At 42.7% G+C, this 16,093-nt stretch carries 13 protein-coding genes; 5 read left to right on the top strand and 8 right to left on the bottom strand.

Features of this window, described 5'->3' with window-relative positions:
- The first annotated feature begins 38 nt into the window (after nucleotides 1-38).
- Together DES40_RS09310 and DES40_RS09305 are read left to right on the top strand one after the other, a co-directional pair.
- Entirely contained in the window at nucleotides 39-1,394 is a 1,356-nt protein-coding gene (locus tag DES40_RS09310; protein WP_121101185.1) for a DUF2793 domain-containing protein, read from the top strand.
- 136 nt (nucleotides 1,395-1,530) lie between these two features.
- Nucleotides 1,531-2,391: a dTDP-4-dehydrorhamnose reductase family protein gene (locus DES40_RS09305; RefSeq protein ID WP_121101182.1), complete on the top strand. Its 861-nt coding sequence runs from the start codon at nucleotides 1,531-1,533 to the stop codon at nucleotides 2,389-2,391.
- A 31-nt stretch (nucleotides 2,392-2,422) separates the two neighbouring features.
- On the opposite strand, the gene DES40_RS09300 is transcribed toward DES40_RS09305, so the two are convergent.
- The 6 genes from DES40_RS09300 to murJ all read right to left on the bottom strand — a co-directional run bounded on the left by DES40_RS09300 (nucleotide 2,423) and on the right by murJ (nucleotide 9,878).
- A complete protein-coding gene (locus DES40_RS09300; protein WP_147405887.1) occupies nucleotides 2,423-3,496 on the bottom strand; it encodes a hypothetical protein in 1,074 nt (357 codons plus the stop codon).
- 271 nt (nucleotides 3,497-3,767) lie between these two features.
- Nucleotides 3,768-4,895: a non-hydrolyzing UDP-N-acetylglucosamine 2-epimerase gene (gene wecB, locus DES40_RS09295; RefSeq protein WP_121101176.1), complete on the bottom strand. Its 1,128-nt coding sequence runs from the start codon at nucleotides 4,893-4,895 to the stop codon at nucleotides 3,768-3,770.
- A complete protein-coding gene (locus DES40_RS09290; RefSeq protein WP_121101173.1) occupies nucleotides 4,892-5,899 on the bottom strand; it encodes a polysaccharide biosynthesis protein in 1,008 nt (335 codons plus the stop codon). Before DES40_RS09290 ends, wecB begins: the two co-directional genes overlap by 4 nt.
- 25 nt (nucleotides 5,900-5,924) lie before the next feature.
- Nucleotides 5,925-6,947: an NAD-dependent epimerase gene (locus DES40_RS09285; protein ID WP_121101171.1), complete on the bottom strand. Its 1,023-nt coding sequence runs from the start codon at nucleotides 6,945-6,947 to the stop codon at nucleotides 5,925-5,927.
- Entirely contained in the window at nucleotides 6,947-8,218 is a 1,272-nt protein-coding gene (gene tviB / locus DES40_RS09280; protein ID WP_121101168.1) for a Vi polysaccharide biosynthesis UDP-N-acetylglucosamine C-6 dehydrogenase TviB, read from the bottom strand. The genes DES40_RS09285 and tviB overlap by 1 nt, the downstream gene beginning before the upstream one ends.
- A gap of 154 nt (nucleotides 8,219-8,372) precedes the next feature.
- Nucleotides 8,373-9,878 (bottom strand): murein biosynthesis integral membrane protein MurJ, encoded by a 1,506-nt coding sequence (gene murJ / locus DES40_RS09275; protein WP_170144946.1) that lies wholly within the window; start codon nucleotides 9,876-9,878, stop codon nucleotides 8,373-8,375.
- 253 nt (nucleotides 9,879-10,131) lie between these two features.
- Between murJ and DES40_RS09270 the strand changes: the two genes are divergently transcribed.
- Genes DES40_RS09270 through purU form a run of 3 tightly spaced genes read left to right on the top strand, consistent with a single transcriptional unit; the run spans nucleotide 10,132 to nucleotide 13,400 of the window.
- Nucleotides 10,132-11,370, top strand: coding sequence for a glycosyltransferase (locus DES40_RS09270; RefSeq protein ID WP_121101162.1), 1,239 nt, complete (start codon nucleotides 10,132-10,134; stop codon nucleotides 11,368-11,370).
- 4 nt (nucleotides 11,371-11,374) lie between these two features.
- Entirely contained in the window at nucleotides 11,375-12,499 is a 1,125-nt protein-coding gene (locus tag DES40_RS09265) for a glycosyltransferase family 4 protein (protein ID WP_121102897.1), read from the top strand.
- 55 nt (nucleotides 12,500-12,554) lie between these two features.
- Nucleotides 12,555-13,400, top strand: coding sequence for a formyltetrahydrofolate deformylase (gene purU / locus DES40_RS09260; protein ID WP_121101159.1), 846 nt, complete (start codon nucleotides 12,555-12,557; stop codon nucleotides 13,398-13,400).
- A gap of 112 nt (nucleotides 13,401-13,512) precedes the next feature.
- Here the strand turns inward: purU and DES40_RS09255 are convergent, their stop codons facing one another.
- Together DES40_RS09255 and DES40_RS09250 are read right to left on the bottom strand one after the other, a co-directional pair.
- A complete protein-coding gene (locus DES40_RS09255) occupies nucleotides 13,513-14,856 on the bottom strand; it encodes an O-antigen ligase family protein (RefSeq protein WP_121101157.1) in 1,344 nt (447 codons plus the stop codon).
- 3 nt (nucleotides 14,857-14,859) lie between these two features.
- On the bottom strand, nucleotides 14,860-16,092 hold the full coding sequence (locus tag DES40_RS09250; RefSeq protein ID WP_121101154.1) for a hypothetical protein: 1,233 nt from the start codon (nucleotides 16,090-16,092) through the stop codon (nucleotides 14,860-14,862).
- Between the last annotated feature and the right edge of the window lies 1 nt (nucleotide 16,093).

Genomic DNA, 16,093 nt, shown 5'->3' with positions numbered 1-16,093 from the left:
GGAGCGGCTATAGTTTGGAGAAACTATTGGAGCAATTAATGAGCCGTTCGCCTAATCTTGATTTACCTTTTATTATGCCGTCACAGGCGCAAAAACACATTACGCATAATGAGGCCTTGTCACGCCTTGACGACATTCTTCATATTACAATCACAAGCCAATCTGAATCCCTACCGCCTGCAATGCCCATCGAGGGAGAAAAATTTGTAGTGGGTCTAGACCCAGAAGGAGCTTGGTTGAATCAGAGTGGAAAATTGGCAATTTACCGCGATAGTCAATGGCAATTTGAGGTATTGCGCGCCGGTTGGATTGTTTGGGATAAAGCCTTGTCTCAAGCCTTTATATTTGATGGGGTCGGGCTCTCGCGATTTGAGTCGGCTTATGTTGAAACTGATAAGATAGGCATAAATACACAAGCTGATACTATAAATAGGTTATCGGTAAAGACAGATGCCGCCTTGTTTTCTCATGATGATGTGACGCCTGGCAGCGGTAATGTGCGCCTCGCTATAAACAAGCAATCCGAGGATGATACAGGCTCTATAATTTTTCAGAATGATTTTTCTGGATGTGCAGAATTGGGCGTATCGGGCTCAGATAACTTTACCATAAAAGTGAGCGAAGATGGTCAGAGTTGGAAAACAGCTATTAAAATTGATCGAAAGACGGGTGAGGTCAACTTCCCACAGAGTCCAGATTACCCGCACACACCCTCATATGCCTTGGTGAATTACCTCGAAGGTTCAGGACGGTTTGCAGGCGTACCTGAACCGCGGTCTGTTGGGGTAACAAGCTTCTCAATACCTAGTTATATAAACTCAATTAATGGGAGTGTGTTTTCAGAAGGCGAAAAGTTTATCCATGATAACGGAACCTATGGGGGGAACGCCGCTAATTTGCAGCCTGTCATGGATGATTTAATCACTAAACTGCGGAGCCCAAATGCTAGGCGCTTTGGACCAGAGTTTTACTCACTTGAAATAACGGCGGGAACAGGCAGTTCTGCTTCTCCAGTCCAAATTAATGGACAATATCACTATCTCACATTTCTCACGGTCTCTGCGCCTATGTTCCCCCAATATACACTGAACTACTACATTCGTGTGATTTCAGGGGCAGCTGCGATAGGCGCGGGTCAGGACATATATTTTGATGGAGAAGCCAAAGGGCAAGATAACATAGCTGTGCCGAATGATAATGAGTGGGTACAAGTCACCCAATCAAAGCCATCAAATGTGTCAGAAAGCCTAGGTTATCACTCAAGTTTTTTTCGCATTTATGCAGTTCCTGGGACGGTTTATCATTTGGCGCTACCGTCTCTCATGCCGAACCTTATACCGCTTGCAGCGGGCCAAAACTTAGGCCTTATTCCCAGTGCCAACCTTTGGCTTTGAGAGCGGGAGACATACGAATCGAGCGGCGTTTTTCACTCTGTTGTATGTGATGTCGTCATCCGAAATTATAAAAAAATATATGTGATTTAGTTGGGTTTAATTGTAAGGGGATGGTGTTGGAATTTAAGGTGATAAAATGACAAAGCATAGAGTATTAGTTCTAGGTGCGAGTGGCATGGCTGGGCACATGATGGTTCGGTCTTTGCGTCAACATAAGGGATATGAAGTGTTTGGTGCTGCGCGCCGAGACTGTCCATTCGTGACAGACCAATTGGATGTGTCGGATTTGACAGCGTTGCGCGAAACACTCGTCCGTATCAAACCCGACTATGTCGTTAACTTAGCTGGTGCCCTCATTACGCAGTGCAAAAATGAACCTGAGAGCGGGATTTGGTTAAATAGCTGTCTTCCACATCACCTTGCTAATTTTGGCCGTGAGATGGACTTTCGTCTTATACAACTGAGTACGGACTGTGTATTTTCAGGTAAGGCAGGGCAATATGTTGAAGATTCACTTAGGGATGGTGATGATAACTATGCGCGCAGTAAAGCCCTTGGCGAGGTCGTTAATGATTATGATTTAACAATACGAACATCCAAAATTGGACCAGAATTAAAGCCAGATGGTACTGGCCTGATGGATTGGCTCTTTAAACAAGAAGGCACGATTACGGGTTATAGCCAAGCTTATTGGTCTGGTGTGACAACGCTTGAAATCGCCCGCGCAGTTCCACATTTCATCGAGCAAAATATTACCGGACTTTATCATTTCGCCCCTTCAGATAAAATTTCGAAATATGAACTCCTGAAGCTATTAGCTGAAATTTGGGAGCGTCCTTTGGAAATCAATGCGTATGCTGATTACAAGGCAGATAAGAGCCTAATTTCTACAAGAACTGATTTTGATTACAAGGTTCCAACATATCGGGAAATGCTGGTGCGATTGAAAGCCTTAATGGATGAAAATCTAGACCTTTATCCCCATTATAATTTCTAGTTTTGTTTAAGTGCTGAATCGGAATTGGTCTCTATTTCCGGTTCACTAGGCGATCTGTTTGAAAATTAAAATAATTATGTCGAAATACCCAGGCGCCTAGGAAGAAGATAATTGCAAAACAACTGCCTGGTGTGTGCATAAGTTGATTGTTCGCGGGTACATATAGCAAGCCGATAGACAGGGTAATGAACAAAACAATTGAAATTGGATTCTTAAAGCGAACAGACTCGATCCAAACACGGCTATATAAAAACGCCATGAACCCGTAGAAAAATAAAGTCCCTGTAAAGGTGAAATCGCCAGCATACCATGAGAAGGCGCTTGACCATTTTGTCTCGCCCCAGCCAGTATTTAATGCGGCTCGATAAGGATAGGTATCTCTATAATCGAGAGGTAGGCCTAAGAATCGATTCAAAAAGACTGTAAGAGAGTAAGAATTCCCAACGAAATAGGTCCACTCAAACGATTCACGCATGCTGAGAGATAACCCATAATAACCTTGGGATAGATACCCAGATAATTGGGCTATAGTCAGGCCGATTTTCTCTCCAAAAACTGCAAAGAGACTATTACTAAAATCAATTTGCATGAGCGGGTGAATCTTATCGTTTATATTGCCCGCATGGATACCAATGGCTTCATATCGACTGGCTAAAAGGTATAACAAGCCTCCTATGCCAAAGGCTCCGCCAATTACATAAAGTATTGTTGAGCTTAAGTTTCTGGCTATTTTCTTAGGCTTCCCAGAAACATTAATGACGTAAAGTAAAAGAAGAATGATTATTAAATCGGCAAACTGTTTTTGTTTGCCATTGTTAAGAGTATGGATGAAAATAATTGAAACATAAGCAAAAACGACCATCAATTTATACGAGGTAGGAAGTTTTTTAAAATATAAGACACCTAAAATAGTCGTTACAAGGTAAGGTATATAAGCGGCTGTTTCGATTAAGAAGGTGAGACTATAATTACCCGTATTACGCTCGTAATCTGCATAACCACTGATATACGCATCCCCCACATTTGATAAGGAGGCGCTAATGGTGCCGCTGGCAAAACCGATGCCAAGGGAGGCAATTTGAGAAAGGGTGAAGATTAAAATCATAATCTTCACCCATTTTAAGACTTTAAATTGGGTGATCGTCTCATAGGCTTCTGTAAGAGGCCTGTATCGAAATGACTTAATACCGAGCCAATATCCTAGTGAGAATAACAGTATGAAAAAGCTTACATAAACGCCAACTTTGGCCTTTTCATAACCCAAGAATATGATGGGGCCAGAAAAGCTGACGAGTAAGCCGAAAACGATATAAATAGCGAAAAATCGCAGTGGCATATAACTTGGCATGCGAAAATTCATAATTTAGATCAGTTTCCTAGATAGGTTTATGCCATACAGTACGGTTAATATAATCTGTGTAAGAAAGGATTATCCGTAAAACTTTCTTTGACACATTGTCGACATCATAGTCACTAACAATTTTCATTACGCGTTCTTCACGATGCTGGGATGTAACAACTTTAACTGACTCAAGCACCCGGTTTTTTGAAAGGCCTGACATGATAAGTGTGCCTTCATCCATGCCCTCTGGACGCTCATGGGCTTGACGAATTGTTACCGCAGGAAGATTCATAATTGAGCCTTCTTCTGCAATTGTTCCGCTGTCTGAAATCACGCAAAAAGCATTGAGTTGCAGATTGTTGTATTCGTGGAAGCCGTAAGGCTTTGAGAAACGAATAAGTGGATTTGTTTGCTCATAACCCATTTGCTCAAGTTTAATGCGTGTGCGGGGATGAGTAGAGATAATGACAGGCATTTTGAATGTCGTCGTCAATGCCTCAATTGACTCCAAAAGATCAGTAAAGTTTTTGGGTGAATCAACATTTTCTTCGCGGTGAATACTCATCAAAATGTAGTTGCGTTTTTTAAGCTCTTCACGTTCAAGGATGTCAGATTCCAAGATTTTTTCCATGTTGACTTCAAGGACTTCTTTCATGGAAGAACCAGTCTTAATGACGGTTTCAGGGCGCAGGCCTTCTGCAATAAGGTAGTCGCGAGCCTGTTCACTTAGCGGCATATTAATGTCACTTAAGTGGTCAACAATTTTGCGGTTAATTTCTTCTGGAACGCGTTGATCAAAGCAACGGTTGCCAGCTTCCATGTGGAAAATTGGCACTTTCCGTCTCTTTGCTGCGATGACAGCAAGGCAGCTATTTGTATCGCCATAGACAAGGATGGCATCTGGCTTGACTTCTTCAAGAAGGGCGTCCGTTTTTGTGATGATATCGCCAATAGTGGCTGCAACTGGGCTTTTCACCGCATTTAAGAAATGGTCCGGACGTCTAACGTTAAGTTGCTCAAAGAATATCTCATTGAGTTCATAATCATAATTTTGACCCGTATGTGTAATGACATGGTCTGTATGAGCATCCAACTCCTTCATCACCTGACTTAGTTTGATGATTTCTGGACGTGTGCCCACAATAGTCATGACTTTAATCATTTTAATGCCTCTCTGATGAGTTCGAGCTTCATGAGTGTTTTCTTGACGCCCTCAATATCGAGGCGTTCTGTATTGTGTGAGTTGTAGTCATCATGTGCGGCAACGGTTTCATCGCCATCGCTAAAGAATCGGTCATAGTTTAATCCACGATTATCAGCGGGAACACGGTAATAGCGATCGAATTCTTCGGCTTTAGCCATTTCTTCGCGAGAGACTAAAGTTTCATAGAGTTTTTCGCCGTGGCGTGTACCGATATATTTTATTTTCCCTGAACCTTTGAACATTTCCATCATGGCTTGGGCTAGATCTGCAATGGTTGATGCTGGCGATTTTTGTACGAAAATATCACCAGGTTGAGCATTGTGGAATGCGAAGAGAACGAGCTCTACAGATTCATCAAGCGTCATTAAATAACGCGTCATAGCAGGGTCAGTGATGGTAAGGTCCTGCCCAGATTTAATTTGGTCTAGGAATAGAGGGATTACAGAACCACGTGACGCCATAACATTACCATAGCGGGTGGCGCAGAATGTTGTGCCTTGTTTGGCATATGTCCGCGCATTAGCGACCATTAATTTTTCCATCATAGCCTTTGAGAGGCCCATGGCATTGATAGGATAAACGGCCTTATCTGTGCTAAGGACCACAACGCGTTCGACGCCGTTACGTGCGGCCGCTGTCATCACGTTATTCGCGCCTAATTCATTGGTCCGAATAGCTTCCATCGGAAAAAATTCACAAGATGGTACTTGTTTCAAAGCTGCGGCATGAAAAACAAAATCTACGCCCTGCATGACACGATCTACGCTGTCATAATCTCGGACATCACCAATATGAAAAACGAGTTTTTCATTGTTATAGTGTTTACGCATATCGTCTTGCTTTTTCTCATCTCGAGAAAAGATACGAATCTCGCCGACATCACTAGAAAGAAAACGACGTAGGACAGCGTTACCAAAAGAGCCCGTTCCGCCTGTAATTAAAAGTGTCTTATCTTTAAACATAATCAAGTCTCATATTTCATGAAAATCAGAGTTTGTAATAGTCTCGATACCATTGGACAAAATTACTTACGCCGGTCTGTACTTTAGTGTCGGGTTTATAATCGACAGCCTTCATCAACTCGCTGACATCAGCATAGGTTGAAGGCACGTCGCCTTTTTGAAGGGGGAGGTAGTTAATCTCTGCTTTTTTACCTAAAGCGTCTTCGATGGCTTTTACATAGGTCATCAGTTTGACAGGGGCATTATTACCAATATTGAAAATGCGGTAAGGAGCACTTGAACTTTGCGGATCAGGCGCAGATGGATCCCAATCTGGATTTGGTTGAGCGGGTGAGTCGCTGACACGAATTACGCCTTCTACAATGTCATCGACATAGGTGAAGTCACGTGTGTGTTTCCCATGGTTAAAGACATTGATAGGCTCGCCAGCTAAAATGTTTTTAGTAAACAAAAAGAGCGCCATATCAGGACGGCCCCAAGGCCCATAAACTGTAAAGAAGCGGAGGCCACTCGTGGGAAGCTTAAACAAATGGCTATAAGAATGCGCCATCAACTCATTGGCTTTTTTCGTGGCTGCATAAAACTGAATGGGGTGATCAACACTCTCATGTTCAGTGAAAGGCATTTTTGTGTGGTTGCCATAAACACTGGATGTTGACGCATAGGTCAAATGTTGAACATCAAAATAACGGCAGGCTTCTAGGATATTTGTAAAACCTGTAATGTTAGACTCAATATAAGCATGTGGGTTTTCTAGACTGTAGCGAACACCGGCCTGAGCGGCCAAATTGATTACATGGGTTGGACGGTGTTCATTAAAACATGCATTAACAGCGTCTTTATCAGCCAAATTTATGCGAAAAAACTCAAACGCCCCAGGACTGCTCTCTGCTAATTCATGCAGAACTTTTAACCGTTTTTCTTTTAGGCTTACATCGTAATAATCATTTACAACATCAATGCCGACGACAGTTTCACCGCGCGCAAGAAGCTGTTTCGTAACGAAAAAACCAATAAAGCCTGCACAGCCTGTTACACAAATACTCATTATAATCTCGCATCGCTGCTTTGGCGGTCAAAAATAGCTTTAAGGTCGAAAAAGATATGAGGGTCTTTTCCGAGGGCTCGAATGGCGTCTGCGCCGAGCGCTTTAAATTCTTTATGGCCTACGGCAAGCAAGATTGCATCATAGTGAGGCTTCTGAGGAAGCGATTCCAAAAGATCTACGTTGTAAACAGTTTTAGCCGCTTCAGCTTCGACCCAAGGGTCGTAAATATCAACATTAGCATTAAAGCTCTGAAGTTTTTTGATGACTTCATAAACTTTTGAATTTCGTAAATCGGGACAGTTTTCTTTGAATGTTAAACCCATAACAAGAATGTTACTGCCGACAACTGGGATGCTTTTTTGCATCATCATGTTTGAAAGACGGGTCGCAATATATTCAGGCATGTTATCATTGATGCGGCGCCCAGCAAGAACGACATCTGGGTGATAGCCAACTTCTTGTGCGCGGTATGTCAGATAATAAGGGTCAACGCCGATACAGTGTCCACCCACAAGACCGGGGGTGAAGCGTAAGAAGTTCCATTTTGTTGCCGCGGCATCAAGAACATCTTGGGTGTCAATATCAAGCTTATTAAAGATAATAGCCAGTTCGTTCATCAAGGCGATATTTAAATCGCGTTGTGTGTTTTCAATAACTTTAGCCGCCTCAGCCACTTCAATGCTCTGAGCTTTGTAAGTGCCAGCTGTGATAATGCTGCTGTAAAGCGCATCGACTTTCTCGGCTATTTCAGGCGTAGAGCCGCTCGTCACTTTAACAATATCTGTTACGCGATGTTCTTTATCGCCGGGGTTGATGCGTTCCGGGCTATAGCCTGTGAAGAAATCGACATTATGTTTCATGCCGGACAAACGTTCTAGAATAGGGACGCAGATATTGGCGGTGCAGCCAGGAAAGACTGTGGATTCATAGATAACAATGTCATCTTTACTAATTAGCTTGCCGAGCATCTCCGTCGCGCGGCGAACAGGCGTAAGGTCTGGCTGCTTAGACTGATCAATGGGCGTCGGGACCGTTACAATATAAATATTACAATCCGCAATGTCCGAGGTATCCGTCGAATAAGAAAGTTTAACGGCTTTGCTTAGATATTCTGGTTCGACTTCTAATGTATGGTCTACGCCTGTACGGAGTTCCGCAACGCGTTCAGCATTGATGTCGAAGCCAATGGTGGGAATGGTCTTGCCGAACTCTACAGCGAGCGGCAAGCCGACATAGCCCAAGCCAATAATGGCAATGCGGGATTCAGCCATGTTTCTTCTCTCTTTGACCACACTCAATCTTGATAATTTTCGCCCGTATGTCGACTTAAAATAGAAGGCCCGACATATAATGAGCCGCCTCTAGCATGGTGAGTCTTTCGCTTCAAACATTTAATTGGTATAAAAAACGTCATTTTAGGCCTGTTTAAAGCCGCCTTTTTATAAGGTCTAACTCCTCGATTCGAAGAATCCATAAGGCTATTCCATACCCGCCAATGGCTAAACCGCTCGCCACCATAAAACGCAACAGAGTTGGGATTGACTGCAAGGCTGTCTGGCAGCCGTAAAGAATAATTATGGCGATAATAGCCGCTAAACATAACCTTAAGAAAAAGGGGAAAAGCCCTTTGTAAAAGGCAGGGCCAATCTCGCGTCGAAGGAAGAAGAATTGACATAATACGCAAAAAGCTATGGATACAGAAACCGCTAAAGCGAGGCCGTTGGCTTGCATTGATTTTATCCATAACAGGCTAAGCGGTATATTTAGCCCAACGGAAAAGAGGCTTACGTAAAGTGGCAAGGTTGTTCGTTTTAAAGCGTAAAAAGCTTTGTTAAGCACTTCTCGCAGGCCCATGAAAATCAAGCCGAACGCAAAATAAAATAAGATGGGCGAGGTCAGCAAAGTATCCTCTCGGCTGAAGGCGCCGCGTTCGAAAACTATTGAAACTATATCTTGATGATAAAATAAGGTGACGGCAGTGATAGGAACCATGATGAGGCATATCAGACGAATACCTCTTTTCACTGCACTGGAGAGCGCGTCCATATCGCGTTTGGCCGCGTGCTCAGAAAAAAGAGGGAACATCATTGTCATGACTGCCACCACAAATGTTCCGCTAGCAAGTAAGATTAGCTTATAGGCGTAATTTAAAGCGCTGATGGCGCCAAGATCGAGACTGGTTACAAGAATCGTTGTGACAAGCACATTTAACTGATCGGCAAGCAATCCTAAAAAAGCGGGAACGATTAGAAGGCCTAGTTTTGCGAGGTCTGCCTTGGATAGATTTATTTTAGCGCGATAGGAGAAATATTTCCTGGTTATGAAGCTATGGAACGGAATTTGTATAATCCAAGCCAACACGCCTGCAATAATAATAGCATAAACGCCAAATTGACTCGCAAAGAAAAGAGCGGCCAATATGACCATCATATTACTAATGATTGGCACAAAATGAAGGTAGAAATAAGATTTTCTAGCCAACTGCATAGATGTCAAAAAAGTCGTAATAGTTGAAAAGACATAAGAGGTTGCCATTAGTCTTAGGGCGATAATTGATATGTCGCGTCGTTCAGTTGCGGATGATAAATCAATAGCGGACATTATCTGCGGAGCGAATGTAATAAGAACGAGCATGAAGCCGCAACTAATTATAGCAAAAACATTCAGAATGCTGTTCGCATATATAGAGGCTTCGCTCTCACCTCTGTTTAATAATCGGTCATGATATAAGGGGAGAAATACAAGTGTTATTGTTGTTGTGAAGGCGGCAAAAAAAACTGTGCTGATATTCATTGCCATGAAGTAAGCGTCAATCGCTGCGCCTGTGCCGAAAGTGGCCGAAATAACGACATCTTTTAATAGGCCGAGAATTTTCCCAGCAATGATTAAGGCGATTATACCAACACCTGATTTTAAGATTGCTTGTGACACTTGACCGTCCACTCATCCGGTGTGTTTATTGAGGTCGTTACACGAGCTCTTATTAGCGCTTCACCTAGCAAGTTACTTACTAATATCAAGGATATTTATAGTGATTCATTTAAAAACTCATAGCCTTTCCAAGAACAGTGATATAGAGGCGCTACAAAAGTGGTGCGATAAGTTTAAAAATTTTGAGAAAAGGAATGGTTTTGACGTTTAGTTTTGACGTTAAATATCTAACCAAGCTTTATTAAGAACGTATATGTCCGAGAAAAATGTAATTCTTTATGTCGGTGGTTTTGAACTACCTGATAAAAATGCAGCCGCTCATCGGGTGTCGGCTAACGCAAAAATTTTTAAGTCACTAGGATATGAACCTGCCTTTTTAGGGTATGACAAGTCATTGGAAACTGGAGTGGATGTAGTGTCCACACGGACTCAATATTTCAATTTTGACAGTTGGGCACAGCCTTATCCTAGCGGGAAGCTTGCTTGGTTTAAGCAAACTGTTTCAACGGCCAATATTAAAGCTTTGGTTAATGGCCCTCTTGCAGGACGTGTGCATAGCATAATTTGTTATAATTATCCGGCTATCTCTCAGATAAGATTGCAAGGTTTTTGTCGGCGTCGCAGCATTCATTTGGTTGCAGATTCGACAGAGTGGTATTCTCAGTATGGGAAAAAATCCATTCATGCGGCAGTCAAGGATTTCGATACTGCGCTTCGTATGAACTATGTTAATAAAAAGGTAGATGGGTTGATTTTAACCAGCCCATATTTAGAAGAGTATTATAAAGCGAGTTGCAAGACGACTGTGGTTCTCCCAACCCTTTATGATTTAGACAGCCGCGTTGAAAGACCCACCCTTATCAAAGGGCTACCAGACAATACTCCTGTGAAGTTTCTGTATGCGGGTAGTCCTTTTGTGTTAAATTTATTGAACGCGGACCGGTCGAATGTGAAAGATCGCACAGATACAGTCATTGATATCTTCAGCCACCTATTGCCAACCCATAACAATTTTCAATTAGACTTGATTGGTTTGACAAAAGACAATTTTCTATTGGCGTTCCCTGAGTTTAAAAGTAAACTGGAGGCGTTAGGTGACCGCGTAATTTTTCACGGCCGACAACCGCATAGTACAGTCATTGACATGCTTCAGAGCGCAAATTTCTCAATATTCATCCGTCATTTAAATCGTACGATTGAGGCTGGATTTCCGAGCAAATTTTCTGAATCCATGACCTTTGGTACGCCCGTAATTTCAAATATTTACAGTAGCGTCTCTGAGTTTGTTGATGAAGGAAATAATCATTATGCTCTCCCATTAGGTGACTTGAATGGGCAAGTTGAAAAAATGAAAACAATTTTATCGCAGCCAAAAACTGAACACGAAAGAATGAAGAAATTTTGCCATGATAATCCTATCTTTGACTATCGGGCTTTCTCCGCAGTGACTTCAGAGTTCCTCAAAAAGCTTGATGCGCAAAAAACTAGGTAGTTTCATGTCTACAAAGAAATCAATCGTCGTTATTGGTGGTCTGCCGAGTTCATTGATAAATTTCAGAGGGGACTTTCTGAGGGCCCTCATGGCGGATGGATGGACTGTTACCGCCATGGCGGGGGGGGCATCAGAGGAAGACCGCGCCGCCGTTGAGGCCTTAGGGGTAAGCTATCGAGATTATCCCATTCAGCGTAATGGTCTGTCAGTGAAGTCTGACTTGCAAACCTTTTTTGCCTTACGCCGCGCTCTTGCCGACATAAAACCTGATGTCGTGTTTAGTTATACGATTAAGCCTGTGATATGGGGCGGACTTGCCACACGTTTTGCGGGACGCCCTAAATTTCTAGCCCTTATCACGGGTCTAGGGTTTACCTTCCAGAAAAGTGGATTTTTAAAATCCATCTTACGAGGAGTGGTTAGCCAACTTTATAAGCTCTCCTTGATGGGAGCGAGCAAAGTCATTTTCCAAAACTCTGATAACCGTCAGGTTTTTGAAAGTCGTGGGCTGGTGAAACCTTCGAAAGCCGTTCAAGTGAGTGGTTCTGGTGTCAATATTGAGCGATATGTAGAAACTCCAATTGACACGAATGAAACGAAGTTTTTGCTAATCGCCCGCCTTTTATATGACAAAGGCATATCAGAATATATTGAAGCCGCTAAGATTGTTAAAGCGCGTTATCCCCAAGCCCGATTCTTGCTGGTGGGGCCAGGTGACCCTTCGCCAAACGCATTCCCTATAGAGACTGTTACGCAATTAGATAAAGAGGGTGTGATTGAGTATTTAGGGGAAGCCGCTGACGTCCGCCCTCATCTTCAGGGGTGCCAAATTTATGTTCTACCTTCTTACCATGAAGGTTTACCAAGAACCGTTATCGAGGCGATGTCTACGGGCCGTCCTGTCATTACCACCGATGTACCTGGATGCCGAGATACAGTTATTGAAGGCGAAACAGGTCTCTTAGTACCTGTGAAGGATGCCGTAGCTCTGTCTGAAGGCATGATGACGATGATTGAAAAGCGAGAGGCTTGGCAAGAAATGGGCCGGGCAGGGCGCGAATTTGCCGAGCGCACATTTGATGTAAACAAAGTGAATCGGGATTTACTCTCTTATATTCACGAAGCTTGATTATTTTACACAGTTTCAATCTGTACCTTTTCCTCAGCAATAGGTAGTTTTCGACATGACAAAATATATCATGACGACCCAAAGCGAAGACCGCATCGGTATTGTGTCGTCGCTCACAACATGTTTGGCGGCTCATGATGGTTTCATCACTGAGCTGGCGCAGTTCGGAACACCAACATCGGAGCGTTTTTATTCTCGTATTGAGTTTAAAATGCCTGACCAAAATATTGAGGCCTTTAAAGGTGATATTGATAAAATCTCAAGGGCGCTTGAACTTAATGTAAATATCATCGAAGAAATGGTCAAAATGAAGGTGACCGTGATGGTCTCTAAGTTCGATCATTGTTTAGCGGATATTTTATACAAAACCCAATCTGGGGCTCTACCCATTGAGATCAAGGCTATCATTTCAAATCATGAAGATGCTTCGCATCATGCGGATCATGCTCAAATTCCCTTTCATCACATACCGATTACAAAAAACACGAAAGAGGACGCTGAACGTAAACTTAGTGAAATCGTAGAAAGCACTGAGACGGAATTAATTATTCTTGCGCGCTATATGCAAATACTTTCTGATGATCTTTGTGCGACTTACTCTGGACGTATTATTAATATACATCATTCGTTCTTACCAAGTTTTAAGGGGGCCAAGCCCTATCACAGGGCCTATGAGCGCGGGGTTAAGCTGATTGGAGCGACAGCCCATTATGTGACGTCAGAGTTGGATGAAGGCCCGATTATCGAACAAAGCGTCCAACGTGTGGACCATACGATGATGCCTAGTGAATTGATTGCTATAGGCCGTGATGTTGAAGCACAAACGTTAGCTCGAGCCGTAAAACTACACGCAGAGCACAGGGCATTTATTAATGGTAATAAGACCGTTATTCTACCGTAGTATTATTACAAAGATTGATACAAGGTTCGATTCACTAATGGCCAGCTGTGAGGTGCGCTGCCTTAACAAGACAGCGAAAACATACAGCGCCAATCTATTACGCGTCTTTATATTACGCGTCTTTCGTTACCATAAGAGACAGGTAAAAAGTGAGCAAAACAGCGACGGCGATTGTGCGTAATGGATAGTCAATAGAACTATGCAAAACAGGACACAAAATACCGATTAACAAAACGCCTGTCCAACGCTCTGAATGAGAAAAGTTTTTAATGTACGTAAAAATTGCGGCGCCATAATATGCTAAAAAAGCAAGAATGACGATAACGCCTAAGAGACCAAACTCTAGATAGGTTTGTAGATAGTCATTATGGGCTTGCGGAGCATAGAAGGTTGATAAAGCGGTTTGATTTTCTTTCATAACATAGATGTTATAAAATGAACCCGGACCTGTTCCCCAGAATCCAAAGTCTTTTGTCGCTTCCCATGTGGTGGCATACATAGCGGGGCGAGAGAGGCTGGATTCAACTGTGAAGCGCGATAATAAACTCTCGATTTGATTGCCGAAGAAATAGCTATCTATAATCACTGCGGATAAAATAACACCAAAAACCGCTAAGCCAATAAATGTTATTCGTGCTTTGGCGCGTAAATTCAACAGTGTAAAAAATATAACAAGAGCGAGCAGAATATAGCCCATTAGAGAGCCTGCAATTATAATGCCTAATGCGATAAGAACAGAGGCGATTAGACAAATGAGGCTTTGTTCTTGAGATATTGCGCTTCCATTTTTATCGGTGCGTAATTTATTCAGAGCGAAATACAAAGTTATGGGCAGTATCATCGCTAAGAACGAGGCTTGGTGGTTCGCATTAGAGAAAAAGCCGACAGGATATCCAAAATTTGAAATGTCATAAAGGTACAGCGCTTTTGAGCCTCCAAGAACTTGGAAAAGCCCTAAAAACACGGCCACAATGGCAAAGCCAATGATGACTTTTAAGGCATTTTCAATTTCATTTTGCCGGGGAGCCAAAACGGCAATGAAAAACACTGCTATGACAGGGAGGAAATCAAATATTGCGTATAACGTTTTCTCTGGTGTTAGAGATAAAGGCAGGAAAGGGAGGGCAATCTGTGCAGAATTAAAACCCCGTTCAACAATGTCCCGCCCCTCAAGACCTGACCATAATCCAGGAGGTAGAGGGATTAAATAGACAAGGTGAAGCAATAAGAGCAAACCACCGATTACAATTGGAGCCGCGATTAAGCCTTTATATGGAAGACGTTTTTTTGAGGTCATTACATCCGCAATTAAGGCAATGGATATAAAATAAAGTGGTATCTTCACGGCAATGACATCTTGGCTCGTGCCGCCTAGTATAAAACACAGGGCCAGAAATAAGCCTAACCTATAGCTAGCCAATGTTCGGATAGAGGAGTTAAATCGGCGAAGCCTCATAGCTTAGTTCTCATAACTTGATGATAAGGGCGTCAACTGAACTTCTTTAAGCGTTAAAGAGACGCGGCTTGGATAAATGCCAGGAATTCCCCAGAGTTGGAGATCTAAAAACGCACAATCTTCTGGAACAGCAAACGTCGCCAAACTTTCTGAAAGCGTAGACGTCTTGCCTATCTTAGCCTTAAAAAGAATTTGAGGCTCTTTGTAACAATAGGCACGCCATTCAAATGAACCTTGTTTACTTGATGCATGTAGGTCAGCTTCAACACTTAATTTAAGCCCATTTCGAGACTGAGCGTTTAATGGTAGGAATTGGCGCAAGCCAATTTGAGGCTTTTTGCCGTCATAAGACAAAAACATGCCGCTATTTCTTTCTAAACTAACAGTCACATGATTGTTTCTCGCATGTTGCCAGTTAAATGGAATTGTCGCCCTTAAGTCTTCAAGCTTAGGGTTAAAGGCTATGTTTCCATTTTCAAAATAGTCGGGACCAACAGAGAAGGCCTTGGCCCATTCAGCATACGCTTCTTCAATAAAGCCAAACTCAATCAATTTGGCCAAATAGCTTTGCATTAGCAAAAGGGCTGATTTTCTATCTTCAGTCTTGGTCGAGAACTCTATTATAGAGTGTCCAAAAGATTGAATGGTCTGTGCATTGCTTTCGTTGATGGTGCTTTGAAGGTAGCCATATCCCCAACTCGGCGCGGTACTTAAGAGGGCTGTGATTTTTTCTTGGCCACCCGGCAGCGCATTAATGCTGCGCATAATGTTGTCGTATTCTTCCGAGTTACGGTCATCCAGACGCTGAAGTAATGACAACTCATTAATTGTGTTCGTAACATCGCCTTTATTGAGGTGGTAATACATTAACATGCGAAGCGTGCCTCTGTTACGAGGGTTTCGAGATTTTGCTTCTAGGAGGATTTCACCATTGGTATTTGTCCCATTTTCCATAAGGTCAGCAACAGCGAGATGTAATAGGGCATGATCGTTTAAAGGCGTTTGCTTCAGCAACACTTTTGCATTTTCTCGAATTGTCTTGACTTTTGTTGCGTCAGCCTTGGAGATGATTTCAAGGTTTTCAGCAATAAGGTTAGTGGAGTTTTTCGGCGTGAATATTAAGGTTTTTGTGTCGACCGTTGCGCCATCCATACGGACAGCGCAAACTGAATACACAAAAGCAAAAGCGAAAAATGCCGTTATCCAAATCGCAACATTCGTAAGAAGCCGGGTCATT

The sequence above is a fragment of the Litorimonas taeanensis genome (genome assembly GCF_003634015.1).
GTDB lineage: Bacteria > Pseudomonadota > Alphaproteobacteria > Caulobacterales > Maricaulaceae > Litorimonas > Litorimonas taeanensis.
Note: the sequence above shows the minus strand (reverse complement) of the source record. Positions and strands in the feature narration are given on the sequence as shown.

What these genes read in the sequence shown, in the direction of transcription:
- DES40_RS09310 (WP_121101185.1), top strand. Translation starts at nt 39, where the DNA reads ATGAGCCGTTCGCCTAATCTTGATTTACCTTTTATTATGCCGTCACAG.
- DES40_RS09305 (WP_121101182.1), top strand. Translation starts at nt 1,531, where the DNA reads ATGACAAAGCATAGAGTATTAGTTCTAGGTGCGAGTGGCATGGCTGGG.
- DES40_RS09300 (WP_147405887.1), bottom strand. Translation starts at nt 3,496, where the DNA reads ATGATTTTAATCTTCACCCTTTCTCAAATTGCCTCCCTTGGCATCGGT.
- wecB (WP_121101176.1), bottom strand. Translation starts at nt 4,895, where the DNA reads ATGATTAAAGTCATGACTATTGTGGGCACACGTCCAGAAATCATCAAA.
- DES40_RS09290 (WP_121101173.1), bottom strand. Translation starts at nt 5,899, where the DNA reads ATGTTTAAAGATAAGACACTTTTAATTACAGGCGGAACGGGCTCTTTT.
- DES40_RS09285 (WP_121101171.1), bottom strand. Translation starts at nt 6,947, where the DNA reads ATGAGTATTTGTGTAACAGGCTGTGCAGGCTTTATTGGTTTTTTCGTT.
- tviB (WP_121101168.1), bottom strand. Translation starts at nt 8,218, where the DNA reads ATGGCTGAATCCCGCATTGCCATTATTGGCTTGGGCTATGTCGGCTTG.
- DES40_RS09270 (WP_121101162.1), top strand. Translation starts at nt 10,132, where the DNA reads ATGTCCGAGAAAAATGTAATTCTTTATGTCGGTGGTTTTGAACTACCT.
- DES40_RS09265 (WP_121102897.1), top strand. Translation starts at nt 11,375, where the DNA reads ATGTCTACAAAGAAATCAATCGTCGTTATTGGTGGTCTGCCGAGTTCA.
- purU (WP_121101159.1), top strand. Translation starts at nt 12,555, where the DNA reads ATGACAAAATATATCATGACGACCCAAAGCGAAGACCGCATCGGTATT.
- DES40_RS09255 (WP_121101157.1), bottom strand. Translation starts at nt 14,856, where the DNA reads ATGAGGCTTCGCCGATTTAACTCCTCTATCCGAACATTGGCTAGCTAT.
- DES40_RS09250 (WP_121101154.1), bottom strand. Translation starts at nt 16,092, where the DNA reads ATGACCCGGCTTCTTACGAATGTTGCGATTTGGATAACGGCATTTTTC.